Below are 23,647 nucleotides of genomic sequence, written 5' to 3'. Positions count from 1 at the left end.
ACGGCCAGCCTGGGCCTCAGACGATGCCGCGCGCGCGCAGCGCGCCGATCGCCGCCGGCGCCATGCCGAGCTCCGATTGCAGTACGTCGTCCGTATGCTCTCCCAGGCAGGGCGCGGCCCTGCCATAGGCGATGGGCGTGGCCGAGTAGCGGATCGGGCTGGCGACGCCCGGCGCGTCCACGCCCGAGCCATGCGGCAGCGACAGCTTGAGTCCGCGATGCTGCACCTGCGGGTCCTCGAACACCTGCTGCAGATTGTTGATGGGCCCGCACGGCACGTTGGCGGCCTCGAGCAGGGACACCCATTCCTGCATGGTGCGCGCCTGCATGGCCTGGGCGATGATGGGAATCAGCGTTTCGCGGTTGCGGCTGCGTTGCGCCATGGTCGAGAAGCGGCTGTCGGTGGCCAGCTGCGGCATGCCGATCAATCCGGCGAACGTCACGAACTGGGTGTCGTTGCCGACCGCCACGATCACGTCGCCTTCCTTGCAACGGAACACCTGGTACGGAACCATGTTGGAGTGCGTGTTGCCCAGCCGCTGCGGAATCCTGCCCGACAGGAAGTAGTTCATGACGGCGCAGCCGGTGACGTTGACCAGGCAATCGAGCAGCGAGATGTCGATGGCCTGTCCTTCGCCGCTGAGGTTGCGGTGCTCCAGCGCGCCCAGGATCGCCGTCGAGGCGTAGATGCCCGTGACCACATCGGTGATCGGGATGCCGGTCTTGAGCGGACCGCCGCCGGGCTCGGCGTCCGGCAGGCCGGTGATGCTCATCAGTCCGCCCATGCCCTGGAATATGTAGTCGTAGCCGGGCAGGTGGGCGTGCGGGCCGGTCTGGCCGAACCCGGTCACCGAGCAATACACGAGCCGCGGATTGATCTTGCGCAGCGACTCATAGTCCAGGCCGAAGCGCGCCAGCGTGCCGACCTTGTAGTTCTCGACCAGCACGTCCGCGTCCTTGGCGAGCTGGCGGACGATCTCCTGGCCTTCGGCGCTGGAGATGTCCAGCGTCACCGACTCCTTGCCCCGGTTGGTGCTGAGGAAGTAGGCGGCATCGGTGGTTTCCTCGCCGTGCGCGTTCTTCAGGAACGGCGGCCCCCAGCCGCGCAGGTCGTCGCCCGCGCCGGGGCGCTCGATCTTGATGACCCGGGCGCCCATGTCGGCCAGGATCTGCGTGGCCCAGGGGCCGGCCAGGACGCGGGTGAGGTCCACGACCTTGATGTGCTCAAGTGCTTGTTTCATGACGGGGCTCGGCGCCGGTGGGGGCGCGCAATGGGTGATTGATGAAATCCGCGAGTTCCGCGATGGCGGCATCGGCGGCATCCAGCCGTGCGGCGAAAAGCTGGAATACATGCGGCATGTCCTGCCACACGCTCAGGCGCACCGCGACGCCGCTTGCTGCGGCGCGCGCGGCCAGCGCCCGCGCGTCGTCGAGCAGCGCCTCGGCCGAGCCGGCCTGCACGAGCAGCGGCGGCAACCCGCGCAGATCGGCGTGCTGCGCCGAGACGGCGGGCGCTTCGGGGTCGCCGTCGCGGCCGAGGTAGGCGCGCGCCATGCGCAGCACGGTGGCGCGGTTGGCGATGGGGTCGGACGCGGCATTGGCGGTGTAGCTCTCGCCCCGGGCCTGCAGGTCGATCCAGGGCGACATCACGGCGCATGCGGCGGGCAATGCGGCGCCGCGCGCGCGCAGCCGCGCAAGCAGCAGCACGGCCAGCGCGCCGCCGGCGGAGTCGCCGCACAAGGCGGTCTGCCGCGCAGACCAGCCCTGGCCGGCCAGCCAGGCATGGGCCGCGTCGACGTCCTCGAGCGCGGCCGGACAGCGCGCCTGCGGCGCCAGGCGGTATCCGATGCTCAGCACCGCCCGGCCGGACCAGGCGGACAGCCGCGCCATCAGGTTGTGGTGCGAGCGATGCGAGCCGATCTGGTAGCCCCCGCCATGGATGAAGACGACCACGCGATCGCGGGTCGATGCCGGGGCTTCGATCCAATGGCACGGGACGCCGCCGGCATCGACCGGCGTGACGCGCGCGGGCAGGCGCACGGCGCCAAAGAAAGCGTCCCAGTCGCGCCGTATCCGCGCGATGTCCGTGTTCGGGTCCCAGCCGGCGTACAGTTGCCGGACCTGGGCCGAGAGCGTCGCCAGCTGTGCCGATGCTATGGCCGTCAGCGGCTGCCGGCGGCGGCCGCCTGGATGGCATTGCCCAGGCCCTGGGCGCGCGCGCGGTTGAAGCCTTCCGACAGATGGCTGAGCTGGTGCGTGTCGAAGTGCGCGTCGATCGCGCTGCGCAAGCCCTGCATTTCCAGGCCGCGGTTGATCGAGCGCTTGACCAGGCGCAGCGCGAACGGGTCGCACGCGGCGATGCGTTGCGCCATGCGCTCGGTCTCGGCCTGCAGCTCGGCGCGCGCGACGACCTTGTTCACCATGCCGATGGCCAGCGCTTCCCGGGCGCTCATGCGTTCGCCCAGGAACAGGAATTCCTTGGCCTTGCGGGCTCCCATGACCCAGGGGTGGATCATGACCTCGACCGCCGCGGTGGCGAGCGTCTGGCAGACCGGGTCGGAGAAGAACGCGTCGTCGGAGGCGACGATGAGGTCGCACATGTTGGCCACCATGAATCCGCCCGCGATGCACGCTCCGCTTACCTGCGCGATCGTCGGCTTGGGGCAGTCGTAGATGTGCATCGCGTAGCCGAGGTAGTAGCGTTGCTCGAACTCCCAGCGCTGTTCCACCGTGAAATTGCTGCGCTTGGCCGCGGCCTCCTTGAGGTCGTGGCCCGCCGAGAAGTGGTCGCCCTTGCCGGAGATCACGATGGCCTTGACCGAGGCGTCGCGCACGGCCAGGCCGAGCGCCTGGTCCAGTTCCTCGAGCAGCCCCTGGCTTTCCGCGTTGCGCGCCTGCGGGCGGTTGTGGGCGATGCGCGCGATGCCGTCGGCCGCCTGGTACTCGATGAGTTCGAAAGAGTCGGATTTGTTCATGGTTGCTCTCGTGTGTCGGGTTACCAGGCGCGCAGGGCGCGCCAGGCGTCGTCGGTGCCCAGGGCCGCCTTGTCGGCGTCGTATCCGAACAGCCATTCCTGCTGCGGCAGGAAGGTGCCCTGATACTGGGCGTCGTAGTGGAGGAACTTCTGGTTGCGCCGCGCGACCTGTTCGGGATCGCTCATGTGAAAGCGTTTTTCCGCCAGCTGCGATTGGGCCTGCACGCGGGCGGTGCGGTCCTTGCGCAGGGACTGGTAGCGCTCGAGCGCGGGCGGGATGTCGCCGCCGGACTGCTGCAGCGTGCGGGCCAGCACCCAGGCGTCCTCCATGCTCTGCACCGCCCCTTGGGCGTGATACGGCAGCATGGCGTGGGCGGAGTCGCCCAGCAGCGCGATGCGGCCGTTGATCCAGGAGTCCAGCGGCGCGCGGTCGTACAGCGCGGTGACGAAGGGCTTGTCGGTCAACCGGATGAGCCCGGTGACCTACTCGTTCCAGCCGGCATACTCGCGCAGCACCTCGTCCACGGTGGTGGTCGCCGACCACGATTCCTTGCGGTCGCCCGGACGGCTGCCGATGCAGATCCAGTTGATCTTCCGGCCGCCCGAGACGTAGTAGATGACGGCGCTGCGCTCGGGCCCGAGCCAGAGATGGGCGCTGGGCGAGATGTCCAGGTGCCGGGCGGCGTCCGCGTCGACGATGCCCCGCCAGGCGATGCAGCCGGAGGCCTGGGGCTGGTCGGCCTGGAAAAAGCGGCCGCGCACCAGGGAGTGGATGCCGTCGGCGCCGACCAGGATGTCGCCCTGTACCCGGGTGCCGTCGGCGAGCGTGGCCGTGACCTGTCGCGCGTCCTGGTCGATGTCGACGATCCGGCTGCCCAGCCGCAGCTTGGCCGGGTCCAGGCGCTCGGTCAGCACGCCCAGCAGGTCGGCCCGGTGCGCGTGGTAATAGGGCGCGCCGAAGTGTTCCTTGATCGTCGGCATCAACGGGTTGCGCATCAGCACCTGGCCCGACTGCCAGTCGCGGTAGAGCAGCTCCCGGGGCTCGAAGGCGACCTTGCTCAAGGCCTCGTGCACGCCCAGGTGCTGCAGCACGGCCACGCCGTTGGGGCTGAGCTGTACGCCAGCGCCGACCTCTTCGAGGCGGGGGGCCTGTTCCAGCACGACGTGATCGATCTTGAATTTTTCCAGGGCGACGGCCAGCGCGGCGCCGCCAATACCGCATCCTGCGATGATGACTCGCATAGTCTTGTCCTGTTGTGTGGGGGGGGGGGGGGACGGCCCGGCCGGGCCGCCGCGCGGGCGCAGTCGCCCTATTGGGGCTGCAGGCCGATTTCCTGGATGATGGGCCCGGAGCGGTTCAGCTGATCCTGGATGAAGCGCATCAGGTCCTGGTTCGACGGATTCCAGGGCTCCACGCCGTTGTTGTGCAGGAATTCCACGAACGCGGGCGCGGTGCTGGCCGAGCGCGTGGCGCTTTCCAGTTTGCGCATGACGGCGTCAGGCGTGCCGGGCGGGGCGAAGAAGGCGATCCAGACCGGCATGCCCGAGTTCTTCGAGCCGACTTCGACGGTGGTCTGGATGTCGGGAAAGGCCGTGAGGCGGTCGTTCTGCAGCACCCCCAGCGCCTTGAATTCTCCGGCCCGGATGCGCGCCTGGGCCGAGAACAGCGTGATATAGGCGATGTCCACTTCCTTGGCCTTCAGGGCCAGCAGGCCCTGCGCATCGCCGCGGTAGGGGATATGCATGATGTTCAGGCCCAGATCGCTCTTCATGATCTCCATGCCCAGATGCGCGCTGGTGCCGATGCCGAACGAGCCATAGTTCAGCTTGCCGGGGTTGTCCTTGATGTACTGGATCAGTTCGGTCAGGTTGTTGGCGGGGAAGTCGGGCCTGGCCAGCAGCACCGTGGGCGCCGTGTTGATCGGCGCGATCGGCTGCAGTGTGTCGATCCGGAAGGGCAGGTTCTTGTACATGTGCGGGGCGACCGTAAAACCGGTGTTCGAACCCAGCAGGATCGTGTAGCCGTCGGGCGTGGCCTGGGCCACTGTCTGCATGGCCACGATGTGGCCGGCGCTGGGCTTGTTCTCGATGATGACCGGCTGCCCCAGTTTCTCCGCCATGCCCAGCGCGGCCTGGCGCGCGATGAGGTCCGTGATGCCGCCCGGGCCGAATGGCACGATCAGCCGGATCGGCCGGCTGGGGAAGGTATCGGCGTGCGCCGACGAGGCCGCCATGAGCAGTGCAATCGTGGCGATACGGCGCAGCAAGCTGAATGGTTTCATGGTTTGTCTCCTCGAAGGCCCGAATGCTAATCCGGCCTGTTTAGAATGGGAGACAAACCTTGCTATGCTGCACACTGTTTTGACATGCAAAACACCCAGGGCGGCACAGGAGACAAGAATGAGCGCGCCGAAAGCAAGTCGCCCAGCGCGGGACAGGCAGTTCGCCAGCACGCTGGCCCATGGCCTGCAGTTGCTCAGATGCTTCACGCCGGAGGCGGCGGTCCTGAGCAACCGCCAGTTGTCCGAGCTGTCGGGGCTGTCCAAGCCGACGGTGTCGCGCTACACCTACACGCTGATCGAACTGGGCTATCTCAAGGTCGACCCGGTTTCCGGCAAGTTCCAGCTGGGCAATGCCGTGCTCACGCTGTCCTATCCGCTGCTGGCCAACATCGCGCTGCGGCAGGTCGTGCGCTCGCCGATGCGCGAACTGGCCGAACGGCTGGGCTGCTCGGTGTCGCTGTGCATGCGGGAACGCCTGAGCATGGTGTATGTGGAGACCAGCCGGTCGCGCTCGCTGCGCGCGCAGCGCTACTCCGACATCGGCATGTCGCACCCCATCATCGCCACGTCCAATGGCCGCGCCTATCCTCCGACATCGGCATGTCGCACCCCATCATCGCCACGTCCAATGGCCGCGCCTATCTCGCCGCGTGCAGCGCGGACGAGCGCAATACGCTGTTCAACCAGATCCGTGTGAAGACGCCCGAGCACTGGGAGCGCTGGGGCGAATCGGCGCTGGACATGATCCAGTTCTGGGGGCGGCACGGGTTCTGCTATTCGCATGGCGAATACCGGCCGGACGTCGCGACGGTCGGCGTGCCGTACCGGCCGTCGTCCGGCGGCGAGCTCTATGTATTCAACTGCGTGCTCGGCTCGCAGTTCGTCAAGCCCGGCCAATTGGAAAACGAGGTCGGACCCGCCCTGCTGGAGATGACCTCGGTCCTGCCGTACGCGTGACGGCGCGGCCCTACGCCGCCTGGATGGCGATGCCGTCGCGTTCGAGCGCCAGGCGGATGCCGCGGGCGAATACCAGCGCATCGGGCTGGTCGCCGTGGATGCACAGCGTATCGGCCTGCAAGGCCACGGTCTGTCCGTCGGGCGTGCGCACGCTGCCGTCGCGCACCATGCCCAGCACCTGGGCGATGGCCTGGTCCAGGTCGGTGATCATGGCGTCGGGCTGGCTGCGCGGCGTCAATTGGCCGTCGGCCTGGTAGGTCCGGTCGGCGAAGACTTCCTGCGCCGCGCGCAGGCCGATGGCGCGGGCAGCGTCGATCAAGGCGCTGCCGGCCAGCCCGTACAGCACCAGGTCGCTGTCGACATCGCGCACCGCCTGGCAGATCGCGCGCGCCAGCGCCGCATCCTTGGCCGCCATGTTGTAGAGCGCGCCGTGCGCCTTGACGTGATGCAGGCGCGCGCCTTGCGAGGCGGCCACGCCGGCCAGCGCGCCGACCTGGTAGACCACCAGGTCGTAGGCTTCCTGCGGGGTGATCTGCATGGCGCGGCGCCCGAAGCCGGCCAGGTCCGGCAGGCTGGGGTGAGCGCCCAGCGCCACCCCATGGGCCAGCGCCGCGGCGACGGTCTGGCGCATGGTGGATGGGTCGCCGCCGTGAAAGCCACAGGCGATATTGGCCGACGTGACGAACTGCAGCACGGCTTCGTCGTTGCCCATGCGCCAGGCGCCGTAGCTTTCGCCCATGTCGCAATTCAGGTCGATGGCGGGATTCATGGCGTGGGCTCCTGGAAGTCGCGCAGCAGGCCGCGCAAGGCGTCGAGCTGGCCGGTCAATTGGGCGAAGGCGGCTTCGCGGGCCGCGTCCAGCCGTTGCGCCTGCGCAAGCTCGATGAGGGCAAAGCGCAGCGCCTGCCCCGGCATGGCTTGCGCCAGCTTGGGATAGCCGCCGGTGGTCTGGCGGTCGGCCATCAGCACGATGGGCGCGCCGTCGGCCGGCACCTGCACCGTGCCGAAGCAGGTGGCCTCCGACAGCATCTCGCGCGGCTCGGACAGCCGCAGCCGCGGCCCTTCCAGACGATAGCCCATGCGGTCGGATTGCGCACCGATACGGAAGGCCTGGTCCAGCAAGGCCTGGCGCGAGGCGGCGTCGAAAGCCGCCCAGTGGGGCCCGGGCAGTATGCGCAGCACGTCGCGCGGCGGGCTGCTCAGGGTGGCGGCAAGATAGAAGCGCAGTTGCCACAGCTGCTGCGCCAGCGCGTCCAGGCGCGCCGCGTCGTCGGCCAGGGGCCGGCGCAGGCCGACCTGGTCGCCCTTGGCCAGGGCGCGTCCGTGGTAGCCGCCGAAGGCGCTACGCAGGTAGGTGCTCTGGTTGCCCATGACCATGGGCAGGTCGTAGCCGCCGTGCACCGCCAGATAGGCGCGCGCGCCCTGGCCGGGCCGGGCGAAGGACAGCACGTCGCCGGCGCGCGCCACCAGCGGGCGCAGCACGGGCGCGGGCAGGCCGCCGAGCGTGGCGCCCAGGTCGGCGCCGCCCAGCGCCACGCAGGCCGGCGCCTCGAAGCGCAGCGTGGGACCGGCCACGGTGATCTCCAGCGTGGCGGTGTCGGCGGCGTTGCCGGCCAGCAGGTTGGCCAGCCGGTGCGCGCGGGGGTCCATGGCGCCGGCCACCGGAATGCCCTGGTGCTGGTAGCCGTGGCGGCCGCCGTCCTGGAAGGTGGACAGCATGCCGGGCTTGATGACGGCCAGGCTCATTGCGCCTCCCGCAGGCGATCGAACTCGGCGGCGTCGATCGGCACGAAGCGGATGCGGTCGCCGGGTTGCAGCAGCGCGGCGGGTTCGCGGCCCGGGTCGAACAGGTTCAGCGGCGTGGCGCCGATGATGTTCCAGCCGCCGGGCAGGCGCGCGGGATAGATGACGGTCTGCCGGTTGGCGATGGCGACCGAGCCGGCCGGCACCGCCGTGCGCGGCGTGGCGCGGCGCGGCAGGTCCAGGCGCGCGTCGTGCACGCCGATATAGGAATGGCCCGGCGCGAAGCCCAGCATGTAGACCATGCTGCCGGGCGCGCCATGCAGCGCGACCAGCGCCTCGGGCGTCAGGCCCGCGGCGCGCGCGGCTTCTTCGAGGTCGGGGCCATGCTCGCCGCCGTAGCACACGGGGATTTCCATTTCCCGCCCGGCGCTGTCGTCGACCGGGATGCCGCCGGCCAGCAGGCGTTCGACTTGCGCCGCCAGCGTGGCGTAGTCGGGCGCGCCGTCCGGGCCGGGGCGATAGTGCACCGCCACCGCCGCGAACGAGGGCACCACGTCGGTCACGCCCGCCAGGCCGGCGGCGCGCAGCAGGCCGGCCGCCGCCAGGCAGGCGCGGCCGACGCCGGCGTCGATCTGCGCGCCGAACCACACGATCAGGCAGCGGTCGCCCTGCGGCAGGATGCGCCAGCCGGCGGGCGCCGAAGAAGGAGGCGAGGGCGATGCGGTCAACGGCGATACCTGCTGCGAAGAAAGTTACTTGGCAAACAGGGATTCTATGTTCTTGAAGGCCTTGAACTCCAGTGCGTTGCCCGACGGATCGAGGAAGAACATGGTGGCCTGCTCGCCCACCTCGCCCTTGAAGCGGATATAGGGTTCGATCACGAACTCGGTGCCGGCGTCGGTCAGCTTGCCGGCCAGGGCTTCCCACTGGTCCATGGACAGCACCGCGCCGAAATGGCGCACCGGCACGTTGTGCGCGTCGACCGCGTTGGTGGCGGCCGAGCCGCATGCCTGGGGCGCCAGGTGGGCCACGATCTGGTGGCCATAGAAATTGAAGTCGATCCACTCGGGCGAGCTGCGCCCTTCCGGACAGCCCAGCAAGGCGCCGTAGAAATCACGGGCTTCGGCCAGGTCGCGGACCGGGAAGGCCAGGTGGAACGGAGGAATGGGAGACGGGGTGGACATGCGAGCTCCTGACGGCATTGAAGATTCAGGGCATAGTGTATTAGTTGTTTTTGTGATAGAAAAACGATAAATATTCGGGCTGAGCATCAATAAAATCGATTGTGATCCGGGAATTCAAAACCTTCATCGCCGTGGCGCGCGGCGGCACCTTCACGGGAGCCGGGCGCCGGCTCGGCCTGACGCAGTCGGCCGTCAGCGCACAGATCAAGCGCCTGGAAGAACACCTGGGCGTGGCGCTGTTCGAACGGACCGGCAAGTCGGCCGCCTTGAACCACCATGGCCGTAGCCTGCTGCCGCAGGCCGAGGTGCTGGTCGCCATGGCCGACCGCGTGGTGGGCATGGCCGGCGCCGGCCGGATCAGCGGCCTGTTGCGCGTGGGCGCGATTGCGTCGGTGCAGCAGGATCTGCTGGTGCGGGCCCTGGCGGCCCTGCGCGCCGAGCACCCGGATGTGCGCGTGCGCATCGTGCCGGGCGTGTCGCTCACGCTGCTGGGCCATGTCGATGCCGGCGAAGTCGACCTGGCGGTGCTGATCCGCCCGCCGTTCGCGCTGCCGCCGGAGCTGGAATGGCAGCCCCTGCTGCACGAGCCCATGGTGCTGGCCGTGCCCGAGGCGGCGCCGGAGGGGCCCTGGCGCGAGCTGTTGGCCGGCCAGCCCTTCATCCGCTACGACCGCGCCTCGTTCGGCGGCCGGCTGGTGGACATGTTCCTGAAGCGGCATCGGCTGGATGTGCGCGAAGCCATCGAGCTCGACGAAATCGACGCCATCGCCAACCTGGTGCGCCACGGCCTGGGCGTGGCCCTGCTGCCGCATACGCGGCACCTGGATGCGCGCGGCCTGCGCCTGCTCGAATTGGACGACCAGGTCCGCTTCGCCCGTGAGATCGGCCTCATCGTGCGCCAGCCGCTGGGGCAGTCGCCGCTGGCGCAACGGCTGGCGCAATGCCTGCGGGCGGCGGTGAGTTTCGGGGAAGCGTGAGGGGGGGGGGGATTGGTGCCAGTCCCCGTTCGGGGACAGGCACCCAGGGGTTACAGCTTTTCGCACCTCACGGTGACCGGGTGGCTGCGCAGGTCGGCCAGGACGGTGTCGCTGACTTCGCCGTCGACGTCGGTGACGGCGTAGCCGATCTGGCCCTTGGTCTGCAGGCTCTGGCTGACGATGTTCAGGCCATGCTGGGCCATCAGGTTGTCCAGCGCGCCCAGCGCGCCGGGGGCGTTGCGGTGCACGTGGATGATGCGCGAGCCGCCCACGGGCGCCTGGTACGACAGCTCGGGGAAATTGACGGCGCTCTTGGTGGTGCCTGCTTGCAGGAAGCGCACCAGTTTCTCGGCCACTTCGCGGCCGATGTTTTCCTGGGATTCCTGGGTGCTGCCGCCGATGTGCGGCGTGAGCACGACGTTGGGCATGCCGATCAGCGGGCTGGCCAGCGGTTCGTCGGCGCTCTTGGGCTCGGTCGGAAACACGTCCAGCGCCGCGCCGGCCAGGTGGCCGCTGGCCAGGGCGTCGTGCAGCGCCTGGATGTCCACCACCGTGCCGCGCGAGGCGTTGATGAGAATCGCGCCGCGCTTCATGCGCGCCAGGGTGTCGGCGTTGACGATGTTCTGGGTGGACTTGCCGCCGGGCACGTGCAAGGTGACGACATCGGCCTGCTCCAGCAGCTCGGCCAGCGAGCCGGCGGCGCGCGCGTTGCCCAGCGGCAGCTTGGCCTCGACGTCGAAGAACACCACGCGCATGCCGATGGCCTCGGCCAGGGTGCTGATCTGCGAACCGATGTTGCCGTAGCCGACGATCCCCAGCGTCTTGCCGCGGGCCTCGTAGGCGCCGGCGGCGCTCTTGTCCCAATGCCCCAGGTGGACGCGGGCGTTCTTCTCGGGGATCCGGCGCAGCAGCAGGATGGCTTCGCCCAGCACCAGCTCGGCCACCGAGCGGGTGTTGGAGAACGGCGCGTTGAAGACCGGCACCCCGCGCATCATGGCGGCGTCCAGGTCGACCTGGTTGGTGCCGATGCAAAAGCACCCCACCACGCGCAGGTCGGGGTTGGCCGCCAGCAGGTCGGCGTCCAGATGGGTCCGCGAGCGGATACCCACCACCTCGGCGCCGCGCAGGGCCTCGCGCAGCTCGCCCGAAGGCAGCGCCGCCGCGTGGGCGACGATGTCGGTATAGCCGGCCGCGCTGAAGACGGCGCGGGCGCTGGGGTGGATATTCTCGAACAGAACAATCTGGGCCATGTTGGGTTGCCTGTACAACAAGGGTTGAAAACCCCCCCCCCCCATTGTGGACCAGATCGGGCGGCGCCCGGGCAGTGCCCATAGCGCCGGTGTGGCGAAATGCGCGTCAGCGGTACGCCTGGAACACCCGGACCGAGCCGTCGGGCTGCACCAGCAGCACATCGTAGGCGTCGCGCCGCCCGCCGTAGGCCGGGCCGTCCATGCCGGGCGAGCCGATGGGCATGCCGGGCGCGGTCAGTCCCACGGCGCGCGGCTTGTCGCGCAGCAGGCGACGGATGTCGGCCGCCGGCACATGGCCTTCGACGGTATAGCCCTGCACGCGCGCGGTGTGGCACGAGCCGTACCGGGCCGGCATGCCGGCCTGGCTGCGCACCGGCGCGGTGTCCTCGACCATGTGGGCGCGGACTTCGAAGCCGTTGCTGCGCAGGTGCTGCAGCCAGTCTTCGCAGCAGCCGCAGGTGGGCGTGCGCCAGACGTCGATGGGGATCGGTGTGTTGGCCAGGGCCGCGGCCGGCGCCAGGAGCAAGGCCCCCAGCAGGGCGCGGCGAAGCGTGGATACGTGCGACATGAAAGCCTGTATAGCGGAGGTTCAAGGGGGGCAGCGCGCCGGCCAAGCGTAGCATGCGTGCGGGGGCGCGAAAGTACGGCCGACGATAGCAGGGCGGGACTGACCTCAGTCTGTCGCCCGGATTACGCGTTTGTCATCTTGCGCGGGCCTCGCCCCGAGGGAAAAGCCGATCTCGGTACCTGCCGGGCCGCTGGCCGCCGTCACGCCGCCGTTGTGCATGCGCGCGATGGCGCGCACGATGGCCAGGCCCAGGCCGTGGCCTTCGCCGCGCGGCGGCCGGGCGCCGCCGCTGCGGAAGAAGCGATCGAAGATGCGCGGCAGGTCCGCGGCCGGGATGGGCGGGCCCGGGTTGTGCACCGTCAGGCGCGCCGCGCCGTCGGGCAGGGCGGCGCAGCGCACGGTGATGGTGGCGCCGCGCGGCGTGGCGCGTATCGCGTTGGCCAGCAGGTTGGCCAGGGCGCGGCGCACCAGCCCAGGGTTGGCGGCGCACGTGGCGCTGCCTTGCACCGCCACGTGCAGCGCCTGCGCCTCCAGCGTGGCTTCGAAATACTCCGCCACGCGCAGGGCTTCCTGTTCGAGCCGTGCGGGCGCCAGGTCGGCGGCCTGCTCGCCGCGGTCGGCGCGTGCCAGGAACAGCATGTCGTTGACCAGCGTCTTGAGGTCTTCGAGCTCCTCGAGGTTGGAGGTCAGCGCTTCGCGCAGCTCTTCGGCCGAGCGGGGCGACGACAGCGTGACCTGGGCGCCGTTGATCAGGGTGGCCAGGGGCGTGCGCAGCTCGTGCGCGACGTCGGCGTTGAAGCCCTCCATCTGCTGGTACGCCTCCTGCAGGCGGTCCAGGGTGCGGTTGAACGAGGCCACCAGGTCGCTCAATTCCCGGTCGATGCCCACCACCGGCAGGCGCACGTCCAGGTGCTCGGGCTGGATGCTGGCCGCCTGGCCGGAGAGCCGCCGCACCGGCGCCAGCGTGCGGCGCACGGCCCAGGCCGCCAGCACCACGGTGGCGCCGATCCACAGCGCGCAGATCAGCAGCAACGCGGTGCCATAGGCATAGAGAAAGCGCGCGTTGGCCAGCGTATTGACCGCCACGGTCAGCGTGGCGCCGGCCTCGGGCGGGCCCGGCAGGGTCAGCCGCACGCCGCGCATGCGGGTGTCATCTGCGTTGCGCAGCAGCACTTCGTCGTCGTCCGTGACGCTCAGCACCTCGGGCGTGGCGTTGCCATAGCGCAGCGTGCCGTCCGGGCTGGTGATCCAGATGCCCAGGTGGCCATGGCCGGCCTGGATGCCGTCGAGCATGTCGCTGAGCGCCCGCGACGTATGGGACTGCATGCCCACCAGGTGCTCGATGAGTTCGGCCTTGCCGCGCGCCTCGGTGATTTCCTGGCGCTGCACTTCCTGTTTCAGCGTCCAGAACAGCAGCGCTCCGGCCAGGCTGGACGCCAGCAGGGCGATGACGCCCAGCCACAGCGTCAGCCGCCGTTGCATCGACGGCGTGCGCAGCCTCATGACGGGCGCGATTCCAGCACGTAGCCCATGCCGCGCACGGTATGCAGCAGCTTGGCGTCGTAGGGGTCGTCCAGCTTGCCGCGCAGCCGGCGGATGGCGACGTCGATGACGTTGGTGTCGCTGTCGAAGTTCATGTCCCAGACCTGCTCGGCCAGCGTGGTGCGCGACAGGATCTGGCCCTGGCGGCGCAGCAGCAGCGCCAGCAGCGAAAACTCCTTGGCCGTCAGGTCCAGGCGGCGTCCGCCGCGCTGCGCCTTGCGGCTGGCCAGGTCCAGCTCGAGGTCGGCCAGGCGCAGCAGGGTGGATTCCTGGCTGCGCCCGCGCCGCTGCAGCGCATGCACGCGCGCCAGGAGCTCGGAGAACGCGAACGGCTTGACCAGGTAGTCGTCGGCGCCGCCTTCCAGCCCGCGCACGCGGTCCTCGACCCGGTCGCGCGCCGTCAGCATCAGCACCGGCGTGTTGCGCGCGGCCGCGCGCAGCGCCGCCAGGACGGCGAAGCCGTCGATGTCGGGCAGCATCACGTCGAGGATGACCAGTTCGTAGTCGCCCTCGAGCGCCAGGTGGCGGCCGTTGACGCCGTCGCGCGCGACGTCGACGATATGGCTTTGCTCGGACAGGCCCTTGTGCAGATAGTCGGCCAGCTTGGGCTCGTCTTCGATAACGAGGATGCACATGGGGGCGGATGCAGAATGTCGAGATCCTGCATTATGCGCTGGATCGCCCGCCGCCTCAGCGGTCCGGATCTTCGCCGGTCACGCGCTCGGCGGGAAAGCGCAGCGTGAAGGTGCTGCCCTTGCCGAGCTCGCTGTCGATCAGCAGGTCGGCGTCGTGGCGCATGGCGATGTGCTTGGTGATGGCCAGGCCCAGGCCGGTGCCGCCGGCCGCGCGCGAGCGGCCCCGGTCGACCCGGTAGAAGCGCTCGGTCAGGCGCGGCAGGTGGCGCGCCGGAATGCCGATGCCGGTGTCCTGCACGCTGTAGAGCGCCTCGCCGTCGGCGCCGCGCCGCCAGCGCACGATGATGCGCCCGCCGTCGGGGGTGTAGCGCACCGCGTTGGTCAGCAGGTTGGACAGGGCCGAAGCCAGCTCGGTGCCGCTGCCCAGCACATCCAGCCCCTCCTCGATCTGCCACTCGAACACATGCCGGCCGTTCGACAGCGCCTCGACCTGCTGGCGGGCAGTGCGCAGCAGCGCGCCGACATCGACGGCCAGCGGGTCGGCCTCGGGCGAGGATTCGAGCGTGGACAGGGTCAGCAGGTCTTCCACGATGGCCTGCATGCGCCGCGCCTGCTCGTGCATCATGGCCATGTACTGGTCGCGCTGTTCGGCGGGCAGCGCCTCGGCCGGCAGCTCGCGCAGCGTCTCCAGGAAGCCGGCGAGCACTGTCAGCGGCGTGCGCAGCTCGTGCGAGACGTTGGCGACGAAATCGCGCCGGGTGGTTTCCAGGCGCTCGATCTGGGTGACATCGCGGGAAATCAGCAGGCGCTGGTTGCTGGCGTAGCCGGCCAGGTGGATCATCATGACCCGCTCCTGGCCGTTCAGGCTCAGGCGCACCAGGATGGGTTCGGGCCAGTGCCCGCGATGCGCATAGGCGACGAATTCGGGGGCGCGCAGCAGGTTCAGCAGGTTGTGGCCGCGGTCGGCCGGCAGGCGCAGGCCCAGGTGGCGCCGCGCCATGCGGTTGGCCCAGTCGATCTGGAAATCTTCGTTGAGCGTGACCACGCCGTCGGGCAGCGCCTGGGCGGCGGCCAGCATGCTTTGCATGGTTTCGCGCGTTTCGGCCAGTTCGCGTGCGCGCGCCCGCGTGTAGCGATACAGCGGCGCCAGGATGTCGTCCCAGGGGCCGACGGCCGCCGGCGGCGCCGATTCGGGGTCATGGGCCCAGCGCGACACCAGGTGCAGGCGCCAGCTGCGCCACAGCAGCATGGCCGCCGTGGCCGCGCCGAACAGCAGCCAGCCGGCCGGGTCGCCGATCAGCCATTGGGCAAGCAGGGCCATGACCGCCCAGAAGGCGATCATGAAAAGGGTGCGCAGCCAGATCATCGTGCGGTTTTTTAGCGCGCCGGCACCTGTGCTGTAAACCGGTAGCCGCTGCCGCGCACCGTCTCGACGTGCGCGTCATGGCCGCTGGGTTCCAGCGCCTTGCGCAGGCGGCGGATATGTACGTCCACCGTGCGCTCTTCCACGAAGACGTGGTCGCCCCACACCTGGTCGAGCAGCTGCGAGCGGGAAAACACCCGCTCCGGGTGGGTCATGAAGAAGTGCAGCAGGCGGAACTCGGTGGGCCCGATGGACAGCGACTGGCTGTGGCCCGACAGGCGGTGGGTGACCGGGTCCAGCTTCAGCCCGGCGACGTCGATGATGTCGTCGGTCAGCTGCGGGGCGCGGCGGCGCAGCACGGCCTTGATGCGCGCCATCAGCTCCTTGGGCGAGAAGGGCTTGGTGATGTAGTCGTCGGCGCCCGCCTCCAGGCCGTCGACCTTGTCCTGTTCGGCGCCCTTGGCCGTCAGCATGATGACCGGGACGGCGCGGGTGCGCTCTTCGTCGCGCAGCTTGCGGGCCAGCGACAGGCCGGAGGCCCCCGGCAGCATCCAGTCGAGCAGGATGAGGTCGGGCAGCTCGGCGCGGATCAGGGTCTGGGCCTGTTCGGCATCGAACGCGCGCAGGACCTTGTGGCCCGCGAACGAAAGGTTCACGGCGATCAGTTCCTGGATGGCGGGTTCGTCTTCAACGACAAGAATGGTGCTGGACATGGTAGGCAATGGATACGCAGCATGCGCCGGCGCGGCGCGAACATTGCGATAGTATGGCCGCAATATTTCACGTATGTGACCGTAGCCACATCCGGGCCAGGCCGTCCACGGCGGCGGGCCGCTTCCGATCGGCTACCATTGGACCATATACCGGGACTTCACCATGCAAACTCCTCATTCCCAGCCCGAATCGGCGCCGCAGGGCGAGCAATCCACGCATTTCGGCTTCCAGTCCGTGCCCGAAGCCGACAAGGCCCGCAAGGTCGCCGAGGTCTTCCATTCGGTCGCCTCGCGCTACGACGTCATGAACGATCTCATGTCGGCCGGCCTGCACCGCGTCTGGAAGGCTTTCACGATCGGGCGCGCCGCGGTCCGGCCGGGCATGAAGGTGCTGGACATCGCCGGCGGCACGGGCGACCTGGCGCGCGCCTTCGCCAAGCGCGCCGGCCCCAGCGGCGAAGTGTGGCTGACCGATATCAACGAATCCATGCTGCGCGTCGGCCGCGATCGCCTGACCGACAGCGGCCTGCTGGTGCCCACCGCGGTCTGCGACGCCGAGCGCCTGCCGTTCCCGTCGCAGTATTTCGACCGCGTCAGCGTGGCCTTCGGCCTGCGCAACATGACCCACAAGGACCGCGCCCTGGCCGAAATGACCCGCGTGCTCAAGCCGGGCGGCAAGCTGCTGGTGCTGGAATTCTCGCGCGTGGCCAAGCCGCTGGCGCCGGCCTACGACTGGTATTCCTTCAATGTGCTGCCCTGGATGGGCAAGAAGGTCGCCAACGACGAGGCCAGCTACCGTTACCTGGCCGAATCGATCCGCATGCACCCCGACCAGGAAACCCTGGCCGGCATGTTGCGCGACGCCGGCCTGGACCGCGTCCAGTACTTCAATCTGACCGCCGGCGTGGCGGCCCTGCACGAAGGCGTGCGGCTGGGCTGAAACGCACGTCCTGCGCGGCGCCACGGGGAACTTGTGGCGTGCCGGCTTGTCCGTTATGCTTAGATTGTTCAGTTGCCTGTAAGGTTTGCCGCGCAGGCCCCAACCGGGGCCTTTCCAGCCGCTCCCGCGGGGGAGTGGCGGCGCGTACGCGAGGAGCACAAAAGCATGTCCCGATCCCGTTTTTCCCGATTTTGCGCCATGGCGCTGGTCGCCGTCGCCGGCACGGCGATGGTGGGCGCGTCGTTTGACGCGGAGGCCCGCCGCATGGGCGGTGGCTCCAGCTTTGGCCGCCAATCCACCAATATCACCCAGCAGCGCCAGGCCGTGACGCCGCCGGCCGCCGGGGCGGGCTCCACCGCCGGCGCCACCAGCGCCGCGCGTCCGGCTACCGCCGCCGCAGGCACGGCCGCCGCCGGCACCGCCGCCAAGAGCGGCATGTCGCGCTGGCTCGGCCCCATCGCCGGCATCGCCGCCGGCCTGGGCCTGGCCGCGCTGCTGTCGCACCTGGGCCTGTCCGGCGCGTTTGCCGAGTTCATGGCCAGCATGCTGCTGATCGCCCTGGTGGTGTTCGCCGTCATCTTCATCGTGCGCCGGCTGCGCGGCGGCGCGCCGCGCCAGGCCATGCAGGGCGCGTACGGCGCGGCGGGCGGCAACCGTCCCGGCCAACCGTCGCAGCAGCCCATGTGGCGCGAAAGCCTGAACCCGGCGCCTGCCCAGCAGCCCGCCGCGGCGCCGGTCGCTGCCGCGGCGCCCGCCGCAGCGGCAGCCGCGCTGCCCAAGGCCGGCGACGACGGCAACTGGTTCATCCCGGGTGATTTCGACACGCCGCGTTTCCTGCAGCAGGCCAAGGACCAGTTCGTGCGCATCCAGGGCATCTGGGACAGCGGCGAGGTCGAAAGCCTGCGCGACTTCCTGACCGACGACCTGATCAGCGAACTCAAGCCGCAACTGGAAGCGCGCGGCGCCGCCGCCAACAAGACCGAAGTGGTGCTGCTCAACGCCGAGCTGCTCGGCATCGAGACGGTTTCCGATGGCCACCTCGCCAGCGTGCGCTTCTCCGGCATGCTGCGCGAAGCCCCGGGCACCGAGGCGTTCCGCTTCGAGGAAGTCTGGAATCTGTTCAAACCGGCCGACGGCGGCTGGCTGCTGGCAGGTATCCAGCAGATTCCGGTCGAACACGCCAGCTGACCGCCACGGCGGGATGGCCAGGGCCCGTTCCCGCGTGAACCGGCCCCGCGGTCCCGGCCCGACGGCCGGGCTGCACCGTGAACCGGCCCGCCAGGGCCGGTTCGCTTATGGGCCGGTCTTGCGCGGCATCAATGGCCAGCCGGCACACGGTGCTTTTGAACCCGTTACACTGCGCTTTTGTCTTTGTTGCTGCGGACACCCCGCGGGTGGTCCGCGCCTGTCGATTCCATGCTGCCTTTTGCTGCCCTGCCCACCTTGCCGAGGATCGCCGCGCGCGCGCTGAACGCGCTGCTCGAGCGCGAATCCTGGGCGCGCGACCGGCTGGCGCGCCACGCCGGCAAGACCGTGCGGTTCGCGCTGGGCGGGTTCGCGCTGTCGCTGACCATCGATAGCGAGGGGCGGGTGCAGGAGGCCGATTCGGCGGTGGTGCCGAACGTCACGCTGTCGGCGGCCGAATCCTCCAGTCTGGCTCGCCTGCTGCCCGGCGACGGCCGCGCCGATTTCGCCGATCTGACGCATATCTCGGGCGACGCGGCGCTGGCGCAGGTGGTGGCGGACCTGGCGCGCGACCTGCGCTGGGACGCCGAGGACGAGCTGGCCCGCGTGGTCGGCGACATTCCGGCGGCGCGTCTGTTGGGCGGCGCGCGTGCGCTGGCCGGCGGCGCCCGCGAGGCCGGCGGCCGGCTGGCCCGCAACGTTTCCGAATACCTGGCCGAGGAAAGCGCGGTGCTGGTGGGCCGGCCGCAATGGGAGCAATGGCGCCTGGACCTGGCCCGGTTCGGCGCCGACAGCGACGCGCTGGCGCGCTCGGCGGCGGCGCTGGAAGCGCGCCTGGCCCGCCTGGACGCAAGGCGGGGCGCATGAATGCCATGCTGACGTTCCTGCGGCTGCTGCGCATCCTGCTGGTTTCCCTGCGGTATGGACTCGACGAGCTGGTGCTGTCGAGCCTGAACCACCCGCTGGCCACGTGCCTGCTGCGGATCATGCGGCTGGGTACCCGGCCGCGCGCGCCGCGCGGCGTGCGGCTGCGCATGGCGCTGGAGTCGCTCGGGCCGATCTTCGTCAAGTTCGGACAGGTGCTGTCGACGCGTCGCGACCTGATTCCGGCCGATATCGCCAACGAGCTGGCGCTGCTGCAGGATCGCGTGCCGCCATTTCCGTCGGCGCAGGCGGCTGCCTGCATCGAGGCGGCGCTGGGCGCGCCGCCGGCGCAATTGTTCGCCCAGTTCGACGTCGATCCGGTGGCTTCGGCCTCGATCGCCCAGGTGCACTTCGCCGTGCTGCACGACGGCCGCGAGGTGGCGGTCAAGGTGCTGCGTCCGGGCATGCTCAACGTCATCGAAAAGGACCTGGCGCTGCTGCGCGTGGTGGCCGGCGTGATCGAGCGCCTGGGCGCCGACGGCCGGCGGCTGAAGCCGCGCGAGGTCGTGGCCGAGTTCGACAAATACCTGCACGACGAACTCGACCTGGTGCGCGAGGCGTCCAATTGCAGCCAGTTGCGGCGCAACTTCGGCCCGGAGTCGGGCCGCGGCGAGATGCTGATCGTTCCCGAGGTGGTATGGGAGTACACCGCCAGCACGGTGTTCACCATGCAGCGCATGTACGGTATCCCGGTCGGCCAGGTCGACCGCCTGCGCGCCGCCGGTATCGATATCCCGACGCTGGCGCGCAGCGGGGTGGAAATCTTCTTCACCCAGGTCTTCACCGACGGGTTTTTCCACGCCGACATGCACCCGGGCAATATCTACGTGTCCGATGCGCCGCAGACGCTGGGCCGCTATATCGCGCTGGACTTCGGCATCGTCGGCTCGTTGTCCGAGTTCGACAAGAATTACCTGGCGCAGAATTTCCTGGCCTTTTTCCACCGCGACTATCGCCGCGTGGCCCAGCTGCATATCGAGTCGGGCTGGGTGCCGCCCGAAACCCGCGAGGAAGAGCTCGAAGGCGCGGTGCGCGCGGTGTGCGAACCCTATTTCGACCGTCCGCTGGCCGAGATCTCGCTGGGCCAGGTGCTGCTGCGGCTGTTCCAGACCTCGCGCCGCTTCAATGTCGAGATCCAGCCGCAGCTGGTGCTGCTGCAGAAAACCCTGCTCAACGTCGAAGGCCTGGGGCGCCAGCTCGATCCCAACCTGGATCTCTGGAAAACCGCCAAGCCCTATCTCGAGCACTGGATGCGGCAGCGCATCGGCCTGACGGGGCTGCGCCAGAGCCTGGCCAAGGAGGCCGGCCAATGGTCGCAGATGCTGCCATCGTTGCCGCGCCTGGTGCACGAGCATTTCAGCCGTCCCAACCTGACGCCGCACCTGCTGGCCGAGATGAACCGCCTGCGCCGCGCCCAGGAGCAGGGCAATCGGCTGACGGCCGCCCTGACCGCGGTGCTGGCCGTGGCGGTGGCCGTGGCCCTGTGGGCCTTGAACCGGTAGCGAATCATGATTTGAGTCCTCCTGTCATGGTTTCGTCACCGAACTGTCATTACAGCTTCGCGGTAACCGGCGATAACTAGTAGAACTCGCCAGGTCCGTGTTCGACGCGGCCGACCCGAACCGATTTTCACCATCCTATGAGCCCCAAGCGGGAATTCTGAACAAGGGCCGACTATGCTTTACCCTGAACTCTTCAAAACCATGGAAGCGGTGCGCTGGAATATGGCGTCCGATATCCCATGGGACGACTTCGACGGCAGCAAGCTGTCGGACGAGCAAGCCCACACCATCAAGATGAACGCGATCACCGAGTGGGCGGCCTTGCCGGCCACCGAGATGTTCCTGCGCGACAACCGCGGCGACAGCGATTTCTTCTGCGCGTTCATGTCGGTCTGGTTTTTCGAAGAGCAGAAGCATTCGCTGGTCCTGATCGAATACCTGCGCCGCTTCCGGCCGGAACTGATGCCGACCGAAGAGGAGCTACACAAGGTCCGTTTCGAGTTCGACCCGGCCCCGGAGCTGGAGACGCTGATGCTGCATTTCTGCGGCGAGATCCGGCTAAACCACTGGTACCGCTGCGCCGCTGACTGGCACACCGAGCCGGTGATCAAGGCGATCTACCGCACGGTCGCCAAGGACGAGGCGCGCCATGCCGGCGCCTACCTGCAGTACATGCGCCGCGCGCTGCACAATCGCGGCGACCAGACCAGCCTGCAAGCCCGCCAGTCGTTCGCCAAGATCGGCGTGCTGATGGCTTCGGCCAGCCGCACCGCGCAGGCCATGCATCCGACCAACCTGCACGTCAACAAGGCCCTGTTCCCCAACGACACGGTGCAGTCGCGCCTGCCCGAGCCGGGCTGGCTGGAGCACTGGCTCGACACCCAGATCCGTTTCGACGGCACCTGGGAGGGCAAGGTCGCCACCCGCATCCTGCACATCCTGTCCAAGCTGCTCGATCGCCAGTTCGACAGCGTCAAGGACCTGAACCGCTACCGCAAGGAGCAGACCGGCCGCGTGCTGGCGCCCCAGGAAGGCTTGGTGCTGGCCGGGGCCTAGGGGCGGCGTCCCGCCAGGATGGCGCATGGCGGGGGGGCCTGTCCCGGCGGGGACAGGCACACCATGTCGGGACGGGCGCCGGTGTGCCGGTGCTTCGGTCCTGCCGCGCTTCGGACGATAATGCGCGCATGGCCCACCCACCGACCGAAGCGGCGATCGCGCCGCCCCGCCTGTTCTTCGCCTTGTGGCCGGACCCCGCCACGGCGGCCCGGCTGGCGGATTGGGCGGTGCACGCGCAGCTGGCATACGGCGGACGCGTCATGCGCACCGATACCCTGCACCTGACGCTGGCGTTCCTGGGCGCGGCCACGCCCGCGCAGGTCGCCGAGCTGGGCGCCGCCACCGCGGCAAGGCGCATCGCGCCGGCCACCCTGGCGCTGGCCCGCTATGGGCTGTTCGCCCGCCAACGCATCGTGTGGGCCGGCCCGCAGCAAGCCGACGCCGCCCTGGCGGCGCTGCACGACGACTTGTGGGCGTGGCTGCGCGCCCTGGGCTGGCCGGCGCCGCAGCAGGGCTTCCAGCCGCATGTCACGCTGCTGCGCAACGTGGACGCCCATGCCACCGCGCCCGCGCCGCCGCCGCCCGTGGCGTGGCGCTACGACCACTACGCGCTGGTGCAATCGCAGCCCTGGCACGGACGGGCCAGCTACCTGTGAAGATTCAATAGGTTGTATGCATGGTTCATCCGAACCGGATTTGAGAAACTGGAAATCGCCAACCCCCCAGTTCACTCAAGGAGCTCGGCCGGATGAACACCCATAAGCATGCCCGATTGACCTTCCTACGTCGACTCGAAATGGTCCAGCAATTGATCGCCCATCAAGTTTGTGTGCCTGAAGCGGCCCGCGCCTATGGGGTCACCGCGCCGACTGTGCGCAAATGGCTGGGCCGCTTCCTGGCTCAGGGCCAGGCGGGCTTGGCCGATGCGTCCTCGCGCCCGACGGTCTCGCCCCGAGCGATTGCGCCGGCCAAGGCGCTGGCTATCGTGGAGCTGCGCCGCAAGCGGCTGACCCAAGCGCGCATCGCCCAGGCGCTGGGCGTGTCAGCCAGCACCGTCAGCCGCGTCCTGGCCCGCGCCGGTCTGTCGCACCTGGCCGACCTGGAGCCGGCCGAGCCGGTGGTGCGCTACGAGCATCAGGCCCCCGGCGATCTGCTGCACATCGACATCAAGAAGCTGGGACGTATCCAGCGCCCTGGCCACCGGGTCACGGGCAACCGACGCGATACCGTTGAGGGGGCCGGCTGGGACTTCGTCTTCGTGGCCATCGATGACCACGCCCGCGTGGCCTTCACCGACATCCACCCCGACGAGCGCTTCCCCAGCGCCGTCCAGTTCCTCAAGGACGCAGTGGCCTACTACCAGCGCCTGGGCGTGACCATCCAGCGCTTGCTCACCGACAATGGCTCGGCCTTTCGCAGCCGCGCCTTCGCCGCGCTGTGCCATGAGCTGGGCATCAAGCACCGCTTTACCCGACCTTACCGCCCACAGACCAATGGCAAGGCCGAACGCTTCATCCAGTCGGCCTTGCGTGAGTGGGCTTACGCTCACACCTACCAGAACTCCCAACACCGAGCCGATGCCATGAAATCCTGGCTACACCACTACAACTGGCATCGACCCCACCAAGGCATCGGGCGCGCTGTACCCATCTCCAGACTCAACCTGGACGAATACAACCTATTGACAGTTCACACCTAGCCCAAGAGCGCATTTGATGAACAGCGATGCAAGCGCAATCTGAAAGCGTCAAGACAATGAGAATGAGTATGCGTATTCGACAGGCCGCATGCATGCGCCATGCCTGATGCGGCTTGCGGCGCCATGCGCGCCGCGAATTGCGCCGTGGCGCGCG

Annotated in this window: 24 protein-coding genes and 1 pseudogene; 10 read left to right on the top strand and 15 right to left on the bottom strand. The window is 69.1% G+C overall.

Annotation, left to right across the window (positions count from 1 at the left end):
- Nucleotides 1-16: 16 nt before the first annotated feature.
- The 5 genes and pseudogenes from BN118_RS02750 to BN118_RS02725 form a co-directional block, all read right to left on the bottom strand.
- Nucleotides 17-1,240 (bottom strand): CaiB/BaiF CoA transferase family protein, encoded by a 1,224-nt coding sequence (locus BN118_RS02750; RefSeq protein ID WP_010929645.1) that lies wholly within the window; start codon nt 1,238-1,240, stop codon nt 17-19.
- A complete protein-coding gene (locus BN118_RS02745) occupies nt 1,224-2,156 on the bottom strand; it encodes an alpha/beta hydrolase fold domain-containing protein (protein ID WP_010929646.1) in 933 nt (310 codons plus the stop codon). Before BN118_RS02745 ends, BN118_RS02750 begins: the two co-directional genes overlap by 17 nt.
- Nucleotides 2,157-2,161: 5 nt before the next feature.
- Nucleotides 2,162-2,974 (bottom strand): enoyl-CoA hydratase, encoded by an 813-nt coding sequence (locus tag BN118_RS02740; RefSeq protein WP_003817676.1) that lies wholly within the window; start codon nt 2,972-2,974, stop codon nt 2,162-2,164.
- Between the two features lie 20 nt (nt 2,975-2,994).
- Nucleotides 2,995-4,215: pseudogene (locus BN118_RS20645) on the bottom strand (FAD-dependent monooxygenase).
- A 68-nt stretch (nt 4,216-4,283) separates the two neighbouring features.
- Nucleotides 4,284-5,255 (bottom strand): tripartite tricarboxylate transporter substrate binding protein, encoded by a 972-nt coding sequence (locus tag BN118_RS02725; protein WP_010929647.1) that lies wholly within the window; start codon nt 5,253-5,255, stop codon nt 4,284-4,286.
- A 118-nt stretch (nt 5,256-5,373) separates the two neighbouring features.
- On the opposite strand from BN118_RS02725, the gene BN118_RS02720 reads away from it, so the two are divergent.
- Nucleotides 5,374-5,952 carry an IclR family transcriptional regulator gene (locus BN118_RS02720; RefSeq protein WP_227915039.1) on the top strand — a complete coding sequence of 193 codons (579 nt, stop codon included), beginning with the start codon at nt 5,374-5,376 and terminating at the stop codon, nt 5,950-5,952.
- Nucleotides 5,856-6,212 carry an IclR family transcriptional regulator gene (locus tag BN118_RS20640; protein ID WP_230306696.1) on the top strand — a complete coding sequence of 119 codons (357 nt, stop codon included), beginning with the start codon at nt 5,856-5,858 and terminating at the stop codon, nt 6,210-6,212. The genes BN118_RS02720 and BN118_RS20640 overlap by 97 nt, the downstream gene beginning before the upstream one ends.
- A 10-nt stretch (nt 6,213-6,222) precedes the next feature.
- Here the strand turns inward: BN118_RS20640 and BN118_RS02715 are convergent, their stop codons facing one another.
- Genes BN118_RS02715 through BN118_RS02700 form a run of 4 tightly spaced genes read right to left on the bottom strand, consistent with a single transcriptional unit; the run spans nt 6,223 to nt 9,139 of the window.
- A complete protein-coding gene (locus BN118_RS02715; protein WP_014905493.1) occupies nt 6,223-6,981 on the bottom strand; it encodes a LamB/YcsF family protein in 759 nt (252 codons plus the stop codon).
- Nucleotides 6,978-7,958 carry a 5-oxoprolinase subunit C family protein gene (locus BN118_RS02710; RefSeq protein WP_010929648.1) on the bottom strand — a complete coding sequence of 327 codons (981 nt, stop codon included), beginning with the start codon at nt 7,956-7,958 and terminating at the stop codon, nt 6,978-6,980. Before BN118_RS02710 ends, BN118_RS02715 begins: the two co-directional genes overlap by 4 nt.
- A complete protein-coding gene (pxpB, locus tag BN118_RS02705) occupies nt 7,955-8,683 on the bottom strand; it encodes a 5-oxoprolinase subunit PxpB (protein WP_010929649.1) in 729 nt (242 codons plus the stop codon). Before pxpB ends, BN118_RS02710 begins: the two co-directional genes overlap by 4 nt.
- Nucleotides 8,684-8,707: 24 nt before the next feature.
- Nucleotides 8,708-9,139: a VOC family protein gene (locus BN118_RS02700; RefSeq protein WP_003815126.1), complete on the bottom strand. Its 432-nt coding sequence runs from the start codon at nt 9,137-9,139 to the stop codon at nt 8,708-8,710.
- Nucleotides 9,140-9,240: 101 nt separating this feature from the next.
- On the opposite strand from BN118_RS02700, the gene BN118_RS02695 reads away from it, so the two are divergent.
- Entirely contained in the window at nt 9,241-10,116 is an 876-nt protein-coding gene (locus BN118_RS02695) for a LysR family transcriptional regulator (protein ID WP_010929650.1), read from the top strand.
- Nucleotides 10,117-10,166: 50 nt separating this feature from the next.
- Here BN118_RS02695 and serA read toward each other — a convergent pair whose 3' ends face one another.
- From serA to phoB, 6 genes are all read right to left on the bottom strand, one after another.
- Entirely contained in the window at nt 10,167-11,366 is a 1,200-nt protein-coding gene (gene serA, locus BN118_RS02690; protein ID WP_023853237.1) for a phosphoglycerate dehydrogenase, read from the bottom strand.
- 106 nt (nt 11,367-11,472) lie between these two features.
- A complete protein-coding gene (locus BN118_RS02685; RefSeq protein WP_010929652.1) occupies nt 11,473-11,934 on the bottom strand; it encodes a DUF411 domain-containing protein in 462 nt (153 codons plus the stop codon).
- A gap of 105 nt (nt 11,935-12,039) precedes the next feature.
- Nucleotides 12,040-13,437 (bottom strand): heavy metal sensor histidine kinase, encoded by a 1,398-nt coding sequence (locus tag BN118_RS02680; protein WP_014905492.1) that lies wholly within the window; start codon nt 13,435-13,437, stop codon nt 12,040-12,042.
- Nucleotides 13,434-14,111, bottom strand: a complete 678-nt coding sequence (locus tag BN118_RS02675) for a heavy metal response regulator transcription factor (protein ID WP_010929654.1) — start codon at nt 14,109-14,111, stop codon at nt 13,434-13,436. The genes BN118_RS02680 and BN118_RS02675 overlap by 4 nt, the downstream gene beginning before the upstream one ends.
- 55 nt (nt 14,112-14,166) lie before the next feature.
- The gene (gene phoR, locus BN118_RS02670; protein ID WP_010929655.1) at nt 14,167-15,477 is read right to left on the bottom strand and encodes a phosphate regulon sensor histidine kinase PhoR; all 1,311 of its coding nucleotides are present in this window, start codon (nt 15,475-15,477) and stop codon (nt 14,167-14,169) included.
- Between the two features lie 11 nt (nt 15,478-15,488).
- The gene (gene phoB / locus BN118_RS02665) at nt 15,489-16,187 is read right to left on the bottom strand and encodes a phosphate regulon transcriptional regulator PhoB (RefSeq protein WP_003815113.1); all 699 of its coding nucleotides are present in this window, start codon (nt 16,185-16,187) and stop codon (nt 15,489-15,491) included.
- Between the two features lie 163 nt (nt 16,188-16,350).
- On the opposite strand from phoB, the gene ubiE reads away from it, so the two are divergent.
- The 7 genes from ubiE (at nt 16,351) to BN118_RS02630 (ending at nt 23,493) form a co-directional block, all read left to right on the top strand.
- Nucleotides 16,351-17,127, top strand: coding sequence for a bifunctional demethylmenaquinone methyltransferase/2-methoxy-6-polyprenyl-1,4-benzoquinol methylase UbiE (ubiE, locus tag BN118_RS02660; RefSeq protein WP_003815111.1), 777 nt, complete (start codon nt 16,351-16,353; stop codon nt 17,125-17,127).
- Nucleotides 17,128-17,292: 165 nt separating this feature from the next.
- On the top strand, nt 17,293-18,315 hold the full coding sequence (locus BN118_RS02655; protein WP_010929656.1) for a Tim44 domain-containing protein: 1,023 nt from the start codon (nt 17,293-17,295) through the stop codon (nt 18,313-18,315).
- Nucleotides 18,316-18,543: 228 nt separating this feature from the next.
- Nucleotides 18,544-19,179, top strand: a complete 636-nt coding sequence (locus BN118_RS02650) for a ubiquinone biosynthesis accessory factor UbiJ (protein WP_023853232.1) — start codon at nt 18,544-18,546, stop codon at nt 19,177-19,179.
- On the top strand, nt 19,176-20,738 hold the full coding sequence (ubiB, locus tag BN118_RS02645) for a ubiquinone biosynthesis regulatory protein kinase UbiB (RefSeq protein WP_014905491.1): 1,563 nt from the start codon (nt 19,176-19,178) through the stop codon (nt 20,736-20,738). Before BN118_RS02650 ends, ubiB begins: the two co-directional genes overlap by 4 nt.
- 174 nt (nt 20,739-20,912) lie before the next feature.
- The gene (locus BN118_RS02640) at nt 20,913-21,794 is read left to right on the top strand and encodes a ferritin family protein (RefSeq protein WP_014905490.1); all 882 of its coding nucleotides are present in this window, start codon (nt 20,913-20,915) and stop codon (nt 21,792-21,794) included.
- 89 nt (nt 21,795-21,883) lie between these two features.
- Nucleotides 21,884-22,450, top strand: a complete 567-nt coding sequence (gene thpR / locus BN118_RS02635) for an RNA 2',3'-cyclic phosphodiesterase (RefSeq protein ID WP_049805779.1) — start codon at nt 21,884-21,886, stop codon at nt 22,448-22,450.
- Between the two features lie 92 nt (nt 22,451-22,542).
- Complete coding sequence (locus BN118_RS02630) at nt 22,543-23,493, top strand: IS481-like element IS481 family transposase (protein WP_005013747.1); 951 nt, start codon at nt 22,543-22,545, stop codon at nt 23,491-23,493.
- Nucleotides 23,494-23,647 lie beyond the last annotated feature (154 nt).

This window comes from Bordetella pertussis 18323 (assembly GCF_000306945.1).
Classification (GTDB): domain Bacteria; phylum Pseudomonadota; class Gammaproteobacteria; order Burkholderiales; family Burkholderiaceae_B; genus Bordetella; species Bordetella pertussis.
This window is presented reverse-complemented; position numbering and strand designations above follow the sequence as displayed.

What these genes read in the sequence shown, in the direction of transcription:
- BN118_RS02750 (WP_010929645.1), bottom strand. Translation starts at nt 1,240, where the DNA reads ATGAAACAAGCACTTGAGCACATCAAGGTCGTGGACCTCACCCGCGTC.
- BN118_RS02740 (WP_003817676.1), bottom strand. Translation starts at nt 2,974, where the DNA reads ATGAACAAATCCGACTCTTTCGAACTCATCGAGTACCAGGCGGCCGAC.
- BN118_RS02725 (WP_010929647.1), bottom strand. Translation starts at nt 5,255, where the DNA reads ATGAAACCATTCAGCTTGCTGCGCCGTATCGCCACGATTGCACTGCTC.
- BN118_RS02720 (WP_227915039.1), top strand. Translation starts at nt 5,374, where the DNA reads ATGAGCGCGCCGAAAGCAAGTCGCCCAGCGCGGGACAGGCAGTTCGCC.
- BN118_RS20640 (WP_230306696.1), top strand. Translation starts at nt 5,856, where the DNA reads ATGTCGCACCCCATCATCGCCACGTCCAATGGCCGCGCCTATCTCGCC.
- BN118_RS02715 (WP_014905493.1), bottom strand. Translation starts at nt 6,981, where the DNA reads ATGAATCCCGCCATCGACCTGAATTGCGACATGGGCGAAAGCTACGGC.
- BN118_RS02710 (WP_010929648.1), bottom strand. Translation starts at nt 7,958, where the DNA reads ATGAGCCTGGCCGTCATCAAGCCCGGCATGCTGTCCACCTTCCAGGAC.
- BN118_RS02700 (WP_003815126.1), bottom strand. Translation starts at nt 9,139, where the DNA reads ATGTCCACCCCGTCTCCCATTCCTCCGTTCCACCTGGCCTTCCCGGTC.
- serA (WP_023853237.1), bottom strand. Translation starts at nt 11,366, where the DNA reads ATGGCCCAGATTGTTCTGTTCGAGAATATCCACCCCAGCGCCCGCGCC.
- BN118_RS02685 (WP_010929652.1), bottom strand. Translation starts at nt 11,934, where the DNA reads ATGTCGCACGTATCCACGCTTCGCCGCGCCCTGCTGGGGGCCTTGCTC.
- BN118_RS02680 (WP_014905492.1), bottom strand. Translation starts at nt 13,437, where the DNA reads ATGAGGCTGCGCACGCCGTCGATGCAACGGCGGCTGACGCTGTGGCTG.
- BN118_RS02675 (WP_010929654.1), bottom strand. Translation starts at nt 14,111, where the DNA reads ATGTGCATCCTCGTTATCGAAGACGAGCCCAAGCTGGCCGACTATCTG.
- phoR (WP_010929655.1), bottom strand. Translation starts at nt 15,477, where the DNA reads ATGATCTGGCTGCGCACCCTTTTCATGATCGCCTTCTGGGCGGTCATG.
- phoB (WP_003815113.1), bottom strand. Translation starts at nt 16,187, where the DNA reads ATGTCCAGCACCATTCTTGTCGTTGAAGACGAACCCGCCATCCAGGAA.
- ubiE (WP_003815111.1), top strand. Translation starts at nt 16,351, where the DNA reads ATGCAAACTCCTCATTCCCAGCCCGAATCGGCGCCGCAGGGCGAGCAA.
- BN118_RS02655 (WP_010929656.1), top strand. Translation starts at nt 17,293, where the DNA reads ATGTCCCGATCCCGTTTTTCCCGATTTTGCGCCATGGCGCTGGTCGCC.
- BN118_RS02650 (WP_023853232.1), top strand. Translation starts at nt 18,544, where the DNA reads ATGCTGCCTTTTGCTGCCCTGCCCACCTTGCCGAGGATCGCCGCGCGC.
- ubiB (WP_014905491.1), top strand. Translation starts at nt 19,176, where the DNA reads ATGAATGCCATGCTGACGTTCCTGCGGCTGCTGCGCATCCTGCTGGTT.
- BN118_RS02640 (WP_014905490.1), top strand. Translation starts at nt 20,913, where the DNA reads ATGCTTTACCCTGAACTCTTCAAAACCATGGAAGCGGTGCGCTGGAAT.
- BN118_RS02630 (WP_005013747.1), top strand. Translation starts at nt 22,543, where the DNA reads ATGAACACCCATAAGCATGCCCGATTGACCTTCCTACGTCGACTCGAA.